We start from the raw sequence: 17,639 nt of genomic DNA, 5'->3' as shown, positions 1-17,639 counted from the left end.
ATGAAAAAGTTACTGATACTGGTAGTGCTTCTTGTTTTTGCCCCAAAAATGAACGCACAGCAAGAGAGAGTAATTACAACAGCAGTTCCATTTTTGACCATTGCTTCTGATGCCAGGGCTTCTGGTATGGGAGATATGGGAGTGGCAACATCTTTTGATGCATATTCCCAACAATGGAACCCTGCAAAATTTGCTTTTGCAAACCAAAAATCTGGAGTTGGGGTAAGTTATACACCTTATTTGGAAAGCATCGTAAATGATGTTTCTCTTTTAAATGCCAATTACTACAACAAAATTAATGACCGAAGTGCCTTTGCCTTTAGTTTAAGATATTTTGGTCTTGGTGATATAGAACTTCGTCAAACATTCGACCAATTAAACCCAACTTTGGTAAAGCCTAATGAGTTTGCTATTGATGGTTCGTATTCCCTTAAATTGAGCCAGACCTTTTCCATGGCTGTAGGAGGGAGATTTATCAGCTCCAATCTAAGATTCCAAGAAGGTACCCAAGATTCCCAAGCAGCCAATGCATTTGCTGTGGATATTGCAGGATTTTACCGATCTAGGGAAATCGCCTATAATAGTTTCGATGGAAGGTGGCGTGCCGGATTCAATATTTCCAATCTAGGAGGTAAAATTCAATACGATGCGGGAGGACAGGAAAACTTCTTGCCAACAAATTTGAAATTCGGTGCCGGATTTGATTTTATCTTTGATCAAGACAATGTTTTGGGACTGCACACGGAATTCAATAAGCTATTGGTGCCGACCCCAAGAGATTTTACCGGAGATGGTCAAATTACGGCGGAAGACAACGACGAATATCAACAAATAGGATTCTTTAGCGGAGCATTCGAATCTTTGGGAGATGCCCCGGATGGCTTTGGTGAAGAATTGAAAGAAATAACTTGGGCCTTAGGGGCAGAGTATAAGTACATGAATGCTTTTATGCTTAGAACGGGTTATTTTAATGAAAGTGAGGATAAAGGTTCAAGAAAGTTTTTTACCCTTGGAGCAGGATTTCAGTTTAAATCGGCACAGATAGATTTATCTTACCTGTTTTCAACTTCACAAGTGAAAAACCCATTGGAAAATACCCTACGCTTTTCACTTACCTTTAATTTTGGTGAAGAGTTCGTAAACGATTAGGAAAGAAACAACATAAATATTCGAAAACCTGTCGATCGACAGGTTTTCTTATTTTTGGATAATACCTTACCATAACCATGCAGAAAAAACAGATTGGTTTTGAACTTTCCATATATGAAAGCCCTGATGAGCTTTCACAAATCGAGCAAAAATTGTTAAGTGAAGCCGAAGCTGCACGGGAAAACGCATATTCCCCCTATTCCAACTTTAAGGTGGGAGCTGCGGTGTTATTGGAGAATGGGGAGATAGTTAAGGGTAATAACCAAGAGAATGCATCATATCCTTCCGGATTGTGTGCAGAACGTGTGGCGGTCTTTCATGCAGGAGCCATATATCCGGGAATGGCAATAAAAACTGTTGCTATCAGTGCTACTTCAAAAGATTATGTAGTGGATTCTCCTGCGGCTCCATGTGGTAACTGCAGACAATCGATAATTGAATATGAGCAAAAACAAAAATCCCCAATTTCCATTATGCTGCGTGGAGAGGTAGGTCCCATTTACAAGTGTAATTCCATGGCCGATATTCTACCCTTGGCATTCAGTAGTTCATTTTTGAGCGATTCTTAATCCAAATTTTTCCACAAAACAGATATATATGTATTTTTGCTGTTCTCCTAAGTTGGGGAATTTCAAATAATACAATCGTTGATGAAAAAAATCACCAAAGAAGTCTACCTCAAGTGGTACGAGGACATGTTATTCTGGAGAAAGTTTGAAGACAAACTGGCCGCAGTATATATTCAACAAAAAGTTAGAGGATTTCTACATCTATATAATGGTCAAGAAGCTGTTTTGGCAGGTTCATTGCATGCGATGGATCTTACCAAAGACAGAATGATTACGGCCTATCGGAACCACGTGCAACCCATCGGAATGGGTGTGGATCCAAAAAAAGTAATGGCTGAACTTTATGGTAAGGTCACGGGTACCTCCAAAGGTAACGGGGGATCTATGCATATCTTTTCCAAAGAACACCGTTTTTACGGAGGACATGGTATCGTAGGGGGACAGATTCCACTAGGAGCAGGATTGGCTTTTGCTGATAAATATTTCAAGAGAGATGCAGTTACCCTATGTTATATGGGTGATGGAGCTGTTCGCCAAGGATCGTTGCATGAAGCATTCAATTTGGCGATGCTTTGGCAATTGCCAGTTGTATTCATTTGTGAAAACAATGGATACGCCATGGGAACCTCAGTGGCGCGAACTGCGTATACTACCGAAATCTGGAAGTTGGGATTAGGTTACGAAATGCCGAGTACAGATGTAGACGGAATGGATCCTGCTGCTGTTGCTAAGGAGGTTGATAAAGCTGTAGAAAGAGCCCGAACAGGTGGTGGACCAACTTTCTTGGAAATGAAAACATATCGTTATCGAGGTCATTCCATGTCTGATGCACAGCACTATAGAACCAAGGAAGAAGTTGAGGAGTACAAAAAGATAGATCCAATTACCCAAGTTAAGGATGTTATCTTGGAGAAGGGATATGCTACGGAAGATCAAATCAAGGAAATCGATGCAAGAGTGAAAGATTTGGTCAAGGAATGTGAGAAGTTTGCGGAAGAATCCGATTTTCCACCAATCGAACAGATGTACGATACTGTATACGAACAAGAAGACTATCCATTTTTACAACATAAATTATAAGTAGATGGCAGAAGTAATCAACATGCCTAGGTTGAGCGATACCATGGAAGAAGGTACTGTGGCAAAATGGCTCAAAAAAGTAGGGGATAAAGTAGAGGAAGGTGATATTTTGGCTGAAATCGAAACGGACAAGGCGACTATGGAATTTGAATCCTTCCACGAAGGTACTTTGCTCCATATTGGCATAGAAGAAGGAGATGGAGCGCCAGTTGATTCACTTTTAGCCATTATTGGAGAAGAAGGGGAGGATATTTCTACTTTGTTAAACGGCGAAGGTGGAACACAGCCCGCTGTTGATGCTCCAGCAGTCGTCGAAAATGCTCCTGAAGCACCTGCTGCTCCTGTGGCAACAAGTGTTGCGATTCCCGAAGGAGTTGAGATAGTTAAAATGCCTCGTTTGAGCGATACCATGGAGGAAGGTACTGTTGCCTCTTGGTTGAAAAAAGTTGGGGATGCTGTGGAAGAAGGTGATATTTTGGCCGAAATCGAGACAGATAAGGCGACGATGGAATTTGAATCCTTCTACTCAGGTACCCTTTTGCATATAGGAATTCAAGAAGGTAAATCTGCTCCTGTGGATGAGGTATTGGCTGTTATTGGCCCTGAAGGTACAGATGTGAACGCCGTATTGAATGCCCCTGCAGGCGCTGCAGTTGCAGAAAGTGCTCCAAAAGCGGAAGCTACTCCAGAGGCACCTAAAGCACAACAGTCCGCTCCGGAAGTGATATCTTCCCAAAACGGACAACGTATATTAGCTTCACCTTTGGCTAAAAAGATAGCTGTTGAAAAAGGAATTAATTTGGCAGATGTAAAAGGTTCTGGGGATCACGGTAGAATCGTAAAAAGGGATGTGGAGAATTTCCAACCAACCCAAGCCCCTGTTTCAGCACCGGCTGTTTCCGCACCTGCAGAAACCGCTGCTCCTATAGCTGCACCGATTAACCTACCTGTTGGAGAAGAGGGCATGGAAGAGGTTAAAAACTCCAACATGCGTAAGGCGATAACTAAGCATTTAAGTGCTTCCAAGTTTACTGCACCTCATTTTTACCTTACCATTGAGGTGGATATGGATAACGCCAAGGCATCTAGGGCGCAGATCAACAACTTGCCCGACACCAAGGTTTCTTTTAACGATATGGTGCTAAAGGCCTGTGCTATGGCCTTGAAGAAGCATCCGCAGGTAAATACAACTTGGACAGATGATGCCACTATTTTCAAACACCATATCCATATGGGTGTTGCTGTGGCTGTTGATGAAGGTTTGGTGGTTCCCGTGGTCAAATTTGCCGATCAATTAACATTGACCCAGATTGGGGCTGCTGTGAAAGATTTGGCAGGTAGGGCACGTACCAAAAAGATAAAACCGGACGAAATGGAAGGAAGTACTTTTACAGTGTCTAACCTAGGAATGTTCGGAATTCAGGAATTTACATCTATCATAAATAAACCCAATTCAGCGATTTTATCCGTTGGAGCCATTGTTGAAAAACCAGTGGTAAAAAACGGGGAGATTGTTGTAGGAAACACTATGAAAGTGACTTTAGCCTGTGATCATAGAACCGTTGACGGTGCTGTAGGAGCACAGTTCTTACAGACATTGAGAGCTTACTTGGAAAATCCAGTGACTATGTTGGCCTAAATTTTTATTGTCACACTGAGCTTGTCGAAGTGTGTATAACATAATAATATTAAAGCATCCTTTTAGGATGCTTTTTTTATCTTTAAAAAATTCAAAAAACAGAACAATGAAAAAACTGAGCTGTGCTATCAGCGCCCTATTTTTAGTAAGTTGTGGTTCTACCCAATTGGTTGAAACAAAAACCTCACCCGCAGGACCTGATGGAGTTCAAGGCAAAATAGTTGAAGAAAAGCCCACGGTTAAAACGGTAGATGCTACTGGTACTACTTTTACAGATGCTGATCGTGTCGGAGAGATTATGAATTATCTAGCTTCCGACGATCTTAAAGGACGGGATTCTGGCAGCGAAGGCATAGAAATGGCGGCCAACTATATTAAAAATTATTTTAAGAGCTATCAGGTAAAGCCCTATTTCGATTCCTATTTAGATACACTTTCCAACTTCAAAAAAACATCTTATAACGTTGTGGGGGTGGTTGAGGGCAATGACCCTGATTTGAAGAAGGAATACATCGTGATAGGGGCACATTATGACCATATCGGGACCATTGCTCCCGAAAATGGGGACTTTATTGCAAATGGAGCTAATGATAATGCCTCGGGGACCACAACCGTAATGGAACTGGCCCGTTATTTTGGAACTAAAAAGAACAACAAAAGAAGTTTGATTTTTGCCCTATTCAGTGCTGAGGAAAAAGGATTGTTAGGTTCGGAGCATCTGGCTAAAAAAATGAAGGAGCAAGACCTGAATTTATATACAATGCTCAATTTTGAGATGACTGGAGTTCCTTTAAAAGGCAAAGATTATTTTGTATATATCACAGGATATGACAATTCAAACTTAGCGGAAGTGAGCAACACATATGCTAAGGAAAATCTGGTAGGTTTTTTACCAACTGCAAAGGAATATAACTTGTTCCAACGTTCGGATAACTATCCATTTCATAAACAGTTTGGAGTGCCATCCCATACCTACTGTACTTTTGACTTTACCAACTTTGCGCACTATCATAAGGTCGGTGATGAAGTTGACCTGATGGATTTTGGACATATGGCCGCCTTTGTGAACAAAATAATTCCAGTCTTAGAAGGAATTGCCAATGCACCAACCCAAGAAATTAAGATTACTTCAAAGTAGAATAATAATCTAGCACAGTCAAGAAGTCGTAATATGTCAAACATTATTATAACAGGCACCAGCAGGGGTATTGGGTTTGAGTTGGTGCAACTTTTTGCGAAAGAAGGACATCGGGTTTTGGCCCTATCTAGGAACGAAACACCCATCAGCAATTTAAACCTACCCAATGTCCATACCTTTCCTTTTGATTTATCAAATCCCAGTGATTTTAAAAAAGTAACTGATTTTCTCCAACAATGGGGTGGGGTTGACGTATTGATAAATAATGCTGGAAGTTTGTTGAACAAGCCTTTTTTAGAAACTTCTCCTTCGGAATTTGAGGAAGTTTACAAAGTAAATGTGTTCGGAGTGGCCGAAATGACGCGAACAGTGCTCCCAAAAATGGGCAAGACCGGGCATGTGGTGACCATTAGCTCTATGGGCGGTGTCCAAGGAAGTATGAAATTTCCGGGACTTTCAGCATATAGTTCCAGTAAAGGGGCAGTAATTACCTTAACCGAACTTTGGGCGGAGGAATTTAAAGAAACAGGCCCCAGTTTTAACGTTTTGGCCATTGGTGCCGTACAGACCGAAATGTTGGCTGAAGCCTTTCCGGGCTACCAGGCACCAGTTACTGCCTTGGAGATGGCGACCTATATCAAAGATTTTACCTTAACGGGACATAAACTTTATAATGGAAAACTGCTTCAGGTAAGTAATAGTACTCCTTGATGGGTTTGATTTTCAGATGTCAACCTGAACTAGTTTCAGGTTCTCACATATAGGTTTTTCAGCTTGTTTTTATTCTTTATTTATCTTTTTATTGAATCTTGATATTATCTTATCTAATTCCTGCCCATAAATCAATTTAGCATTTTCATAAACCTGGTTTTTTGATAATTCGATGAACTTTTCTTTATCTATAGAAATTAAGTGTTCAACAAAAGCTCCTGCAACAGGATAAATCACTTCTTCGGAATAAGTTTCCCCATCAATCCATAACTTCTTAACGTCAATTTCCTTATTGTTGGCGACCCGTTTTGCTTGGAGTATTCTATTTTTATTGGAATGGTCAAAATAGACTCCAATGCCTTCGTTAATGAATCGGGTTCTTTCAATATTATTACTAATCCAAAATGATATATTGTGTGCTATTTCGTGACCTTTTGTTTGATTTGGTCGATTATGGGAAATGCAGTACTGTGGATTTGTAAATCCTAAGGGCGTACCTAAAATTCTTATTGCTTCTTCATTGGACTTCCAGACGAAAAAGTCAATCTTTTTTGGCAAATTCGATAAGAAGAAAGAGTTTATGTTCATGAATACTCTTTCCCTTTCTTTTATGTACTTTTTCTTATCGTTTATCTTTACCCCTTCTTGAAAATGAAAAATGACATTTTGTCCCTCTATCGTTTTCCATTCTTCGTAATATTCTCCAAAACCAAACAATAAGGCTAATCTCCTGAGTTTTTTGTTTGAGTTTTGAGTGCCCTTATAATTAAGCGATTCTTTAAAATGTTTGTAGGCTTCATTTTTATTTCCAAGGGCAAAATGAGATTCCATTAGTTCTATGTTTGCCCATGCAAATTGCCAACCTTTTTCGCAATTATCAATCGCTTTATGCAAATAGGGGATCGCATTTTTGAAATTGTTCGACAGATTGTATGATTTTCCGATTACCAATAGTCCGTCATAATCATTTGGATGCAATTCAACAAGTTGTTTGCCAAGTTCGATTGCCTTTTCATATTCCCTGTTTTTAAAAGCTAAGCTTATCTCATTTTTTTGAGCGTAGGAAGGAAGATATAGGCAAATTAAAAAAACAGCCTGAAGGTATTTTTTCATAATTGAATTTTTTGTGCAAGCATAGAACTAAAGTAATTCTATATAGATATTCGCTGAAATGTGGCCAGGAATAATTTGAGATACCATATCTACTTCCGTTTTTTTCTCAACTTTTTGATTTCTTCTATAGTAAGTCCAGTAAATTCTACAATTTTCTCCACAGGCTCGCCGGCACTTTTCATGCTTCTTGCTATTTCAATGCTTCTTTTTTGCTCGGCAATTTCTGAAGCCTCCTTTTTAAATCGCTTTTCCAGAATATATGATGGCACGTATTGGGTGCTTTCTTCAAGTTTTTCCATGAGTCCAATATCCTTAAAGCTCAAATAACTTGTAGAGGAAATAATCAAATGATCAAGCACAGGAGTGTTTACGATGATTCCCACTTGAATCAGTCGATCGGTGGTATCCTTATCAGATGCAGAAGGTTTAAGTTCTCCTGAAGGATGGTTATGGCACAGAATAATCTTTACCGCTCTTTTTTGTAGTGCCAGACTAAAAACTTCCATTGGGTCTGCTATAGAACGGTTTACGGTTCCTAAACTGATCAATTCTATAAAAAGAATACGGTTATTGGTCTCTAGTCCAATTACCCAGAAATGCTCTCGATTCAGATCTATCTTGTCCTCACGCAAAAGAATCATACGCATGATTTCATACAAATCATCCGAGTTTAAAATCTTAATTCGTTCGGCTTCGGTAAGTTTAATGTCCATCGACTAAAGATAATGTTTTGTGGTTTTTTCTGTTTGAGGTAGATAAATTCAAATTTAGAAAAAATAACTACAGATTTTTCCTTCCAAAACAAACCAACCTATAACTTTGTTGGAAGTGAATACTACCTTACAAAAATATTTGCCTGAATGTGCAGTAAATCCATGTTTTGAATTGATCAAAACCCATGGGGTTCATTTAAAGGTGGTGAACCATCGAGTGACCAGACATGGCGATTATAGGATATTGTCCAATGGTCTTCACCAGATTACCGTGAATGCCTCCCTCAATAAATATCGTTTTTTGATTACGCTTATTCACGAAATTGCCCATCTGGTGGCCTTTGAAAAATACGGTAGACGTATAAAACCACATGGCTTGGAATGGAAGCAAACCTTTCAACATTTAATGATTCCTTTTATACGTCCAGATGTATTCCCGTCCCAGTTACTGCCTGTAATTGCAAATCATTTTAAGAATCCGAAGGCAAGCAGTAGTACGGACGCTCGTTTATCCATTGCATTAAAAGCTTTTGACGAGGGAGAACGTAGAAACAGTTATGTTTACGAAATACCAAAAGGCAGTACTTTTCGGTTATATAATGGCAAACTCTTTAAAAAAGGAGAGAAAAGGGTAAAGCGTTATGAATGTGTGGAGTTGGCATCGGGGAGGTTATATTTGTTCCAACCGAATGCCGAGGTAGAGTTGATACAATAATGTCACTTCGAGCGCAGTTGAGAAGTAAATAAGGTTTCGACTGCACTCAATCTGACAAATCGAATATATAAAATAGGTTGTCATTTCGAACGCATGTGAGAAATCTAAAGAAGTTCATCAGCAAAGATTTCTCAATCTTCCCGATTTATTTGGGGACTCATTTCGAAATGATAGTGAAAAATAAGAACTATGAACAAAAACTATTACGCAATATTGATGGCGGGAGGTATAGGTTCTCGATTTTGGCCCGTAAGCACCTCGTCAAATCCCAAACAGTTTCATGACATGCTTGGAACTGGAAGAACTTTAATACAAAAAACATTTGATCGGTTAAATCGATTTGTTCCTGCAGAAAACATCTTGATTCTTACCAATGAACGTTATAACGATTTGGTATTAGAGCAATTACCAAAGGTAACGCAAAAACAGGTAGTGCTGGAACCAGCTATGCGCAATACTGCACCTTGTATTCTGTACGCGGCACTCAAAATTCAAAAAATGAATCCCAATGCGGTAATGATTGTGGCGCCGAGCGATCACTGGATTGAGGATGAACTGGCTTTTGAAAATGATGTTAAAGCTTGCTTTGAAAAGTGTGAAAAAGAGGAGGTGTTATGCACATTGGGTATACAACCTTCATTTCCGAACACTGGTTTTGGATATATAGAGTATGAAAAAGGTAGTGACGAAAACCTGAAAAAAGTGTCACAATTTAGGGAAAAGCCGGATTACGAAACAGCCAAAGAATTTTTGGCCCAAGGCAATTTTCTTTGGAACGCTGGGATATTTATGTGGGGAGTCAACACAATAGTGAACGCATTTAAAAACTATCAACCTGAACAATACAAATTGTTCGAATCTGGAATCTCCTTATACAATACAATAGAAGAGAAAGACTTTATTCAAGAAAACTACGGCAAAGCAAAAAACATCTCCATAGATTATGCTATCTTGGAGAAATCCAAATCTATTTTTACCCTGCCTGCTACCTTTGATTGGAACGATTTAGGAACATGGGGGGCGCTATATGACAAGCTGGATAAAGACGGAGCTAAAAATGCCGTGGTCAATAGCCAAACCCTGTTGCAAGACGCTAAGGGAAATATGATTCGTTCCCCGAAGGGCAAAGTTATAGTGGTTGATGGCCTGGAAGACTATATTATAGTTGATAAGGAAGAGGTGTTGTTGATTTATCCCAAATCAAAACAACAAAACATAAAAGAAGTGCTTAACCAGGTAAAAGATAAATTTGGTGATAAGTATGCATAATTATGAGTGAACATTTGTTTACAGGAGGAGGGAATTCTCCTGATCAGGACAGTGGAGAAAAAGTTAAAAGAGACTTTAAAGGTCTTTTGGGAAGCGTTAGAAAGTTTCTTGCCGAACTCTTGGAGGTAAGAACAAACACAGATGCTGCTGCCACCAAGGAATCGATTATAGAAGATATTCCCTTTAAGGGCCATACCTCCTGGATTCTTATTTGCTCTATTTTTATCGCTTCCATTGGACTTAATGCAAATTCCACAGCTGTGGTAATCGGAGCGATGCTGATATCCCCTTTGATGGGGCCTATTTTGGGTATGGGTCTTTCATTGGCGATTAATGATATTGATACACTCAGAAGATCACTCAAAAATTTTACGGTGATGGTGGTTTTAAGTGTGATAACTGCTTATTTGTTCTTTGCAGTTTTTCCGCTACAGGATGAGTCATCGGAGTTATTGGCGAGAACTAAACCAGATATTCGTGATGTGTTGATCGCGTTTTTTGGAGGGTTGGCCTTGGTAATTGCCAGAGCCAAAAAAGGAACCATAGCTAGCGTGATTTTTGGTGTGGCTATCGCAACTGCCCTGATGCCACCGCTTTGTACAGTTGGGTTTGGATTGGCTATTGGGAAGCCTTGGTACGCAGCCGGAGCAATGTATTTGTTTATCATCAACACAATTTTCATTGGACTTGCAACTTTTTTGGTGATTAAGTTTTTGAGGTTTCCGATGGTCAGGTATGCTAATTCCCAAAGAAGAAGATTAATAGCTCGTTTAGCCTCCATCACTGGAATCGCAGTCATGATTCCCGCCGGTTTTACGTTTTACCAGGTTTTTCAGGAGTCCTTGTTTAAAAAACAAGCTCGACAATTTTTAGGAGAGACCATTGAAGTCTATCAGTTCAACGGTGCTGGGCGATATGTTGACAATCTAACTAAAATCGATTACAATGAAAAAGGGGAGTCACTTATTGAATTGGTGGTTATGGGAGATGAACTTATCCCTGATAATGTTCTAAATACTTGGAGGGTTCAAAAGAATGAGTTTTCAAGATTAAAGGAAGCTCAGTTCAAAGTACTGCAAGGTGGTAAAGATGATTCGGAGGAAAAGTTCAATTATGTAAGCGAACTGTATGAAAAAAACAAAGCTGAATTGTTGAACAAGGATGAGCAAATTCGATTGTTGGAGGAGGAAGTCGCTACGTTAACGAAAAACGCGGGAAAGCGGATACCATTCAATAATATCAGTGCAGAAGCAAAAGCCAATTATAATAATATAGAAGGGCTGGGTTTTTCCTACCAAATCCAAACAGATTTTAAGAAGCAAGATACAGTTCCAGTTTTTGAGATAAAATGGAAAGAAGGGATTCGTCAAAACCAAAAGGATTTGGACGCGAAGAAAATGTCTGATTGGTTAAAAATCAGGATTCAAGACTCCACGGTGGTAGTCAAGGAATCGGATTAAATTTTAGATATCTGTCATCTGAGCTCCGATATCCATTAATTCCTTTCCTCAATGTACATCTGGCGAACTTTTTTGAAGAGCTCCGAAGAATAGACAAAATTAGTTACCGCTTCGTTATCCGTTTTAAAGATTTCCTTATTGGTGCCTTCCCATTCTTTATATCCATCTTTTAAAAAGATGATTTTTTCTCCAATTTCCATTACGGAGTTCATGTCATGAGTATTAATCACTGTGGTAATGTTGTATTCCTTTGTGATTTCTTGGATAAGGTTATCAATCAAAATTGCAGTTTTCGGATCTAGCCCTGAATTAGGTTCATCACAGAACAAATATTTTGGATTCATAACTATGGCCCGTGCAATGGCAACCCGTTTTTGCATTCCACCTGAGATTTCGGAAGGAAATTTTTTATGGGCATCGATAAGGTTTACACGTTCCAATACAAAATCGACCCGATCTTGCATTTCACCTTTAGATTGGTTAGTGAACATGTTTAGGGGAAACATCACATTCCCTTCCACGGTCATGGAATCAAAAAGGGCGCTTCCTTGGAATACCATACCCATTTCTTGTCTTAAGTCTCGCCTTTGATCACCCGAAAGCTCTGAATAGAATTGGCCGTTGTAGCAAATATTACCTTCTTCTGGCTCGAAAAGACCCAACAGACATTTTAAAAAGACCGTTTTTCCCGAACCACTCTGACCGATGACCAAATTGGTTTTCCCATCTTCAAAAGTAGTGCTGACCCCTTTCAGAATATGGGCATCACCAAAAGACTTATGTATGTTTTCAACCTCTATCATTAACCTAACATGAGTTGCGTAAGGATATAGTTTGTAATAATGATCACCACACTGGTCCAAACAAATGCTGTGGTACTCGCTTTACCCACTTCAAGGGCGCCACCTTTCATATACAATCCATGAAATGACGGTATGGTGGCAATAATAAATGCAAAGACAACTGTTTTTATGAAGGAATAAGTAATATGGAAGGGAATAAAATCCAATTGAAGTCCCTTTATAAATTCACCACTGGGAGCATATCCGCCAAACGCCCCTGCAATCCATCCACCTAAAATACCCACATACATGGCAATGGCCACTGCAAAAGGATAGGCCAACATGGCTATAATCTTTGGAAATACTAAATAATTAACGGAATTGACCCCCATAACTTCTAATGCATCTATCTGCTCCGTTACTTTCATGGTACCAATACTCGAGGTGATGTAAGAGCCAACCTTTCCGGCCATAATAATAGAGGTGAACGTAGGGGCGAATTCCAATATTACGGATTGTCTGGTCGCAAAACCGATAAGGCTTTTCGGAATCAGCGGGTTGTTGAGGTTCAACGCGGTTTGAATGGTAACAACTCCACCGATGAAAAAGGAAATAAATATGATAATACCCAAAGAACCAAAGATCAACTCATCGATTTCCTTTAAGATAAGGGATCTCATGACGGGCCATTTGGTTGGTTTCTTAAATACTTCCCATATCATGATGAAGTATTTCCCAATCGCTTCAAGGTATTTCATGCACCAAAAATAGACTTGCGGCCATAAAAATAACAATATTGATGTGCATTTGACCATCATTTAAATTATTTAAATGAGAGAAATGAATAGTTTTGTCCTCGCTAATCCATAACTGGCCCATGAAAAAAATCGACCTGTTACTCGTATTGTCCTTTATTTTGGTAGTGAACCTTTCCTTTGGTCAGAGAAAAAGAAGGAAAGCTGCTGAGGTAAAACCTCAACCTGTACAAATTGCTGAAACCCCAAAATTGGTGGTAGGCATCATCGTGGATCAAATGAGATACGATTATTTGAGCCGTTTTTGGAATCATTATGGCGAAGGTGGATTCAAGCGAATTGTGAATGATGGATTCAACTGTAAAAACCACCATTTTAATTATGCACCGACCAAAACAGGGCCCGGGCATGCTTCGGTTTATACGGGTACAACCCCGGCTACACATGGTATTATCGCTAATGATTGGTATGACAAGAGATTGGATAAGGAGGTATATTGCGCCTCTGACGATAGTTATGCATCGGTAGGAACAACCTCAGATGCTGGAAAAATGTCTCCACATCGAATGCTCACCACCACAATGACCGATCAGTTGCGATTGCACACACAACAAAGAGGAAAAGTGATAGCTGTTGCTTTAAAAGACCGGGGTGCGGTATTGCCGGGAGGGCATACTGCAAATGCTGCTTATTGGTTCGAAGGCGGAAATACAGGAGAATGGATTAGTAGTTCTTATTATATGCAAAATTTACCCCAATGGGTAGTTGATTTTAATGCATCGGATAGGGTGGAAGTGTACAAAAAGCCTTGGACAACTTTAAAGGATATTGCTTTGTACAGGGAAAGTGGACCTGATAACAACTCGTATGAAGGGCTGTTCGAGGAGGAGGCCACTCCCACCTTCCCGCATGATACACCCAACATGTTGGCTAAGGACAGGGATTTTGAGATTCTGAAATATACACCTTATGGAAATAGCATTACACTGGATTTTGCTTTAGAGGCCCTTCAGCAAGAAAACCTTGGAAAAGATGCCATAACAGACTTTTTGGCCATCAGTTTTTCCAGTACGGATTATGTAGGCCACAAGTTTGGGGTAAACTCCAAAGAAATACAAGATACTTACCTGCGGTTGGACCTTGATTTGGAAAGATTGTTCAACCAATTGGATCAAAAAGTTGGAGTGGGTGAGTACACAGTGTTCCTTACTGCAGACCACGGAGCGGTACATGTTCCTTCGTATTTAAGAAGTCAAAAAATACCAGCAGGATATTTAGATTTAGAGGGTATGCAAAACAAGTTCAAGGAATATGTAAAATATACATACGGCACAACCGATATGATCAAACATATGTCAGATTCCCAAGTCTTTTTGGATCATAAGATTATATCCAATTTGGATATGGACCTAAAAAGTGTTCAGGAGGATATCGCTCTTGAACTTTTGGATTACGAAGGAGTCAACGAAACCTATACAGCTTATCAGCTTTGGCAGAATGAGTACAACCATGGTATACCCCATTTGCTTCAAAATGGATGGAACCAAAAACGTTCTGGTGATGTACTTATAGTGAAGCGCCCGGGATTTGCACATTATCATTCAACAGGCTCTACACATGGATCGCCAATGATGTATGATACCCATACACCACTGTTATTGTTTGGCAAGGGAATAAAAAAGGGAAGTACGTTTAATAGGACCGAGATTCCAGATATCGCCCCTACAATAGCCGCTTTATTGGGTATGGCTTTTCCCAATGGAACCACTGGGGAGCCTATTGCGGAGGTTTTGGAATAGGGGCGTCAAGTGTGCATGAACCATGATTGCTATTGGATTATGATGGCGTAATTTGAGTTTCCATGGCTAAAAATCAGTATTTCTTCATTTAGGGAAAGAAAAACTTGTCTTTTATCGGAATTATTTTTCATGAGTTTTTCCAGGTGAAGCAATATACTTTACTCCAAAAGAAAATACAAAATCAGTTAACGGAATATCATTGCTATAATAGGGATTGGAATGTTGACTTTTTAGCTTTTTTAATCATCTTTCCAATTGTTAAAAAGTTCATCCAAACGATGTTCCGTGGGGTTATGGTAAAGGGATTTTACATGGTCCTTCCATTCGCCCAAACATCGGAACCTTTTAAGGCATTTTCCAGTTGCGAAATACAATACCCACTTACTCTCCACATATCTCTACCGTGCAGGGTATGGCATTATCATAATCTTCTTGGGTGAGCTCCATAGTATAGATAGTGGGTGTTTCCTGCGCGTAATTGGAGATTCTAAAAATATTCCTTTCATTTGGTATGAATATCCTATTGTCCTGGTCATATGAATAAATCAAATATCTGTCGCCTAGTACTATAATTGCGGAATCGCCAATTGGGTTTGGATATAAAGGGACAAAATCTTCCAATAATTGTAAACTCCCATCATTAATTACAAATCCGAAAGGAGTATTTGGGTCAAGAAATGTTGTTTCGGAAAGAAGATTACCTGAACTCTTCTCATATATCTTGACTTTCATATTTTGACTTGTTTCATTATTTATAATAAAGGAATTTGTTTTCATCCCCTCTTCATCAGGACAACCATATAAGACTAGCAGAGACAATACGAATGGTAACTGTTTGGCTTTTTTAATCATCTTTCCAATTGTTAAAAAGTTCGTCCAAATGATGTTCCGTTGGGTTATTGTATAGGGATTTTACACGGTCCTTCCATTCACCCCATACGTCGGAACCTTTTAAAGCATTTTCCAACTGTCTAATTGAATAACCACTTACTCTATCATTAGGGTAGTCAGCCCCATATATTGAACGTTGATTATCAGTGTCAGTCATGTCATATCCACAGGAAGTATAATAATTGTTATCGATGATTCTAACCAATTGAAAATCATTATCTATATAGCTATAGTTACTTAAATACTTCTCCCGGTACAGTTTTCGGGTAAGGTAAATTTCTACAGTGGTGGCCCAGGTTTCCAACAGGCGCCTAGCACGTTTGTTATGGCGTTTCATGCCCACGGTTTTTGCTTCTATGTAGCCTTTCCATGCCAGATCATTATAGTTTTCGCGGTCCATGTTCCAATGGCTGGCATGGGCCAGTTCGTGTATGGTGGTGCCGATTACCTGGTCGCTCCGCTCCCCATATTCTTTTAATACGATCTGCGATCCGATAATGGGAAGCCACCTTCTTTGGTGTATATGGGAAGAAACAGCATTGGTCTTTGAGGCACTGATGTTCATCTTGCGTTTCCACAAAGCGTTAAGGGGGGGGTCTTCTTAAGCCATCTATATTTTTATAGTAGTAGTAATAGGCCCCTCTAAAGATATCGGCCAAATAACGTTCGTGTTGGCTTGTTAGGGTTCGGTTCACTTTTCTTTGTCTGCGATTTGCCCATATATATTTCCGCTGCTGAGCGACCTCTTGCCCAACGGATGATATCACCGGCAAATGTGCCCACATCTTTTATCTGAAAATGATGCCTTTCAAATACAATACGATATTTAAAATACTTCTTTCGTACCCTGCCCATGCGATAATACCCGGAACTATTGGTTATAGCTGATCGACGGGTAAACCATCGCCAGCCCTTTACCACGACTCCTTCCGGTGCTATTTTTTTTCCCAAACGATTGTCATGGGTTTGTACGGTACCTTCCGGTGTCCATTTTTTTCTTCGCCCGAACAATCTGGAAGCTTCCCCATCACCTATATAAAATGCCTCGTCTTCGTCGTCCTGCTCCATTTCATTTCCGGTCAGGCGAAAAGCCTCCGTCACAAGGGCATCCAAAAGCAATACCTTCTCCTTAGTCTTTCCTTTATTGGCAAAGCTTTTCAGGCCTTTCCTGTCCCAGGGTTTAGCGGTTAGGGGATTACTTTTTGAGGCCGTGCTTTCCTCGACGGTGACCACTTGGTCGTTTTCAGGATCGTCCAAAAGTTCGGGATCGATGACGGCATCCTCCTCTGGTAGGTAAAGTTCCGATAATATTTCGAAAGGAATGGTATCTGCCAGTACCTGTGAAATTTTTAGAGTGGCGTATCTGGGGGTTGGAATGGTATCGGGCACTTCGGGGTCACGGTAATAATCCCCTTCTTGTTCGATTTCATAGTCCAGGGGATGGTCGAAAAGCACCAATGTGGTATCTGCTTTTATGGCATCCAGTTCCTCTTCAGAACTGGGCTTGAACTTTACATATTTGTGGGTCACCCTAATTACGTCCTCAGGAATATCAACCAGTTCAAGGGTGTCTCCTACCTCGTCGATTACGGTCCTTAAGGCATACCTTCCATTGGTTTTGGCGCCTTCAGTAGGAGTGGTAATATTTTCGAAAGCCTTTTTCATCACCGAAATAGCATAGGGATTTTTCAGTTTTGGCCCTAAAACAATAGCACTTTCCGTTTTGTTCCCTTGTGTTACGTCTTGTATGGGTTCATTAACATAGTTGTGCTCTTTTTGACAGGAGTAAACAATTAACCCCAGTGCTGCGAGTAGCACTAATCGATTGATTCTCAATAAATACATATAGTCAGTTT

General features: G+C 39.9%; 17 protein-coding genes. 10 read left to right on the top strand and 7 right to left on the bottom strand.

What is annotated here, in order from left to right; all coding sequences use genetic code 11:
* The 6 genes from porV to E4661_RS01830 all read left to right on the top strand — a co-directional run bounded on the left by porV (position 1) and on the right by E4661_RS01830 (position 6,286).
* Complete coding sequence (gene porV, locus E4661_RS01855; protein ID WP_136465112.1) at positions 1–1,149, top strand: type IX secretion system outer membrane channel protein PorV; 1,149 nt, start codon at positions 1–3, stop codon at positions 1,147–1,149.
* Positions 1,150–1,226: 77 nt separating this feature from the next.
* Positions 1,227–1,718, top strand: a complete 492-nt coding sequence (cdd, locus tag E4661_RS01850) for a cytidine deaminase (protein ID WP_136465111.1) — start codon at positions 1,227–1,229, stop codon at positions 1,716–1,718.
* 81 nt (positions 1,719–1,799) lie between these two features.
* Entirely contained in the window at positions 1,800–2,798 is a 999-nt protein-coding gene (gene pdhA / locus E4661_RS01845) for a pyruvate dehydrogenase (acetyl-transferring) E1 component subunit alpha (RefSeq protein ID WP_136465110.1), read from the top strand.
* 4 nt (positions 2,799–2,802) lie between these two features.
* Complete coding sequence (locus tag E4661_RS01840; RefSeq protein ID WP_136465109.1) at positions 2,803–4,437, top strand: pyruvate dehydrogenase complex dihydrolipoamide acetyltransferase; 1,635 nt, start codon at positions 2,803–2,805, stop codon at positions 4,435–4,437.
* Between the two features lie 106 nt (positions 4,438–4,543).
* On the top strand, positions 4,544–5,575 hold the full coding sequence (locus tag E4661_RS01835) for a M28 family metallopeptidase (protein WP_136465108.1): 1,032 nt from the start codon (positions 4,544–4,546) through the stop codon (positions 5,573–5,575).
* Positions 5,576–5,608: 33 nt separating this feature from the next.
* Entirely contained in the window at positions 5,609–6,286 is a 678-nt protein-coding gene (locus tag E4661_RS01830; RefSeq protein WP_136465107.1) for an SDR family NAD(P)-dependent oxidoreductase, read from the top strand.
* A gap of 69 nt (positions 6,287–6,355) precedes the next feature.
* Here E4661_RS01830 and E4661_RS01825 read toward each other — a convergent pair whose 3' ends face one another.
* Both E4661_RS01825 and E4661_RS01820 read right to left on the bottom strand, forming a co-directional pair.
* Positions 6,356–7,399 carry a tetratricopeptide repeat protein gene (locus E4661_RS01825; protein WP_136465106.1) on the bottom strand — a complete coding sequence of 348 codons (1,044 nt, stop codon included), beginning with the start codon at positions 7,397–7,399 and terminating at the stop codon, positions 6,356–6,358.
* 89 nt (positions 7,400–7,488) lie between these two features.
* Entirely contained in the window at positions 7,489–8,112 is a 624-nt protein-coding gene (locus E4661_RS01820) for a JAB domain-containing protein (protein WP_136465105.1), read from the bottom strand.
* Positions 8,113–8,227: 115 nt separating this feature from the next.
* Here E4661_RS01820 and E4661_RS01815 point away from each other — a divergent pair, with 115 nt between their 5' ends.
* From E4661_RS01815 to E4661_RS01805, 3 genes are all read left to right on the top strand, one after another.
* Positions 8,228–8,827: a SprT-like domain-containing protein gene (locus E4661_RS01815; protein ID WP_136465104.1), complete on the top strand. Its 600-nt coding sequence runs from the start codon at positions 8,228–8,230 to the stop codon at positions 8,825–8,827.
* 189 nt (positions 8,828–9,016) lie between these two features.
* Entirely contained in the window at positions 9,017–10,096 is a 1,080-nt protein-coding gene (locus E4661_RS01810; RefSeq protein WP_136465103.1) for a mannose-1-phosphate guanylyltransferase, read from the top strand.
* A 2-nt stretch (positions 10,097–10,098) separates the two neighbouring features.
* A complete protein-coding gene (locus E4661_RS01805) occupies positions 10,099–11,556 on the top strand; it encodes a DUF389 domain-containing protein (protein ID WP_136465102.1) in 1,458 nt (485 codons plus the stop codon).
* A gap of 35 nt (positions 11,557–11,591) precedes the next feature.
* Here the strand turns inward: E4661_RS01805 and E4661_RS01800 are convergent, their stop codons facing one another.
* Together E4661_RS01800 and E4661_RS01795 are read right to left on the bottom strand one after the other, a co-directional pair.
* Positions 11,592–12,359, bottom strand: a complete 768-nt coding sequence (locus E4661_RS01800; protein ID WP_136465101.1) for an ABC transporter ATP-binding protein — start codon at positions 12,357–12,359, stop codon at positions 11,592–11,594.
* The gene (locus E4661_RS01795) at positions 12,359–13,096 is read right to left on the bottom strand and encodes an MlaE family ABC transporter permease (protein WP_136465100.1); all 738 of its coding nucleotides are present in this window, start codon (positions 13,094–13,096) and stop codon (positions 12,359–12,361) included. Before E4661_RS01795 ends, E4661_RS01800 begins: the two co-directional genes overlap by 1 nt.
* Positions 13,097–13,215: 119 nt before the next feature.
* Between E4661_RS01795 and pafA the strand changes: the two genes are divergently transcribed.
* Positions 13,216–14,892, top strand: a complete 1,677-nt coding sequence (gene pafA / locus E4661_RS01790; protein ID WP_136465099.1) for an alkaline phosphatase PafA — start codon at positions 13,216–13,218, stop codon at positions 14,890–14,892.
* 381 nt (positions 14,893–15,273) lie between these two features.
* On the opposite strand, the gene E4661_RS01785 is transcribed toward pafA, so the two are convergent.
* The 3 genes from E4661_RS01785 to E4661_RS01775 form a co-directional block, all read right to left on the bottom strand.
* Complete coding sequence (locus tag E4661_RS01785) at positions 15,274–15,624, bottom strand: hypothetical protein (RefSeq protein ID WP_136465098.1); 351 nt, start codon at positions 15,622–15,624, stop codon at positions 15,274–15,276.
* A gap of 112 nt (positions 15,625–15,736) precedes the next feature.
* A complete protein-coding gene (locus tag E4661_RS01780; protein WP_168796308.1) occupies positions 15,737–16,348 on the bottom strand; it encodes a hypothetical protein in 612 nt (203 codons plus the stop codon).
* 77 nt (positions 16,349–16,425) lie between these two features.
* Positions 16,426–17,628, bottom strand: coding sequence for a hypothetical protein (locus E4661_RS01775; protein WP_136465096.1), 1,203 nt, complete (start codon positions 17,626–17,628; stop codon positions 16,426–16,428).
* Between the last annotated feature and the right edge of the window lie 11 nt (positions 17,629–17,639).

The organism is Flagellimonas onchidii (assembly GCF_004804315.1).
In the GTDB taxonomy this organism is placed as follows: domain Bacteria; phylum Bacteroidota; class Bacteroidia; order Flavobacteriales; family Flavobacteriaceae; genus Flagellimonas; species Flagellimonas onchidii.
This window is presented reverse-complemented; position numbering and strand designations above follow the sequence as displayed.

Bases quoted from the DNA above. Each gene is read 5' to 3' on its own strand.
- E4661_RS01795 (WP_136465100.1), bottom strand. From the start codon at position 13,096: ATGAAATACCTTGAAGCGATTGGGAAATACTTCATCATGATATGGGAA.
- pdhA (WP_136465110.1), top strand. From the start codon at position 1,800: ATGAAAAAAATCACCAAAGAAGTCTACCTCAAGTGGTACGAGGACATG.
- cdd (WP_136465111.1), top strand. From the start codon at position 1,227: ATGCAGAAAAAACAGATTGGTTTTGAACTTTCCATATATGAAAGCCCT.
- E4661_RS01825 (WP_136465106.1), bottom strand. From the start codon at position 7,399: ATGAAAAAATACCTTCAGGCTGTTTTTTTAATTTGCCTATATCTTCCT.
- E4661_RS01830 (WP_136465107.1), top strand. From the start codon at position 5,609: ATGTCAAACATTATTATAACAGGCACCAGCAGGGGTATTGGGTTTGAG.
- E4661_RS01785 (WP_136465098.1), bottom strand. From the start codon at position 15,624: ATGAAAGTCAAGATATATGAGAAGAGTTCAGGTAATCTTCTTTCCGAA.
- pafA (WP_136465099.1), top strand. From the start codon at position 13,216: ATGAAAAAAATCGACCTGTTACTCGTATTGTCCTTTATTTTGGTAGTG.
- E4661_RS01835 (WP_136465108.1), top strand. From the start codon at position 4,544: ATGAAAAAACTGAGCTGTGCTATCAGCGCCCTATTTTTAGTAAGTTGT.
- E4661_RS01810 (WP_136465103.1), top strand. From the start codon at position 9,017: ATGAACAAAAACTATTACGCAATATTGATGGCGGGAGGTATAGGTTCT.
- E4661_RS01775 (WP_136465096.1), bottom strand. From the start codon at position 17,628: ATGTATTTATTGAGAATCAATCGATTAGTGCTACTCGCAGCACTGGGG.
- E4661_RS01780 (WP_168796308.1), bottom strand. From the start codon at position 16,348: ATGAACATCAGTGCCTCAAAGACCAATGCTGTTTCTTCCCATATACAC.
- E4661_RS01820 (WP_136465105.1), bottom strand. From the start codon at position 8,112: ATGGACATTAAACTTACCGAAGCCGAACGAATTAAGATTTTAAACTCG.
- E4661_RS01805 (WP_136465102.1), top strand. From the start codon at position 10,099: ATGAGTGAACATTTGTTTACAGGAGGAGGGAATTCTCCTGATCAGGAC.
- porV (WP_136465112.1), top strand. From the start codon at position 1: ATGAAAAAGTTACTGATACTGGTAGTGCTTCTTGTTTTTGCCCCAAAA.
- E4661_RS01800 (WP_136465101.1), bottom strand. From the start codon at position 12,359: ATGATAGAGGTTGAAAACATACATAAGTCTTTTGGTGATGCCCATATT.
- E4661_RS01840 (WP_136465109.1), top strand. From the start codon at position 2,803: ATGGCAGAAGTAATCAACATGCCTAGGTTGAGCGATACCATGGAAGAA.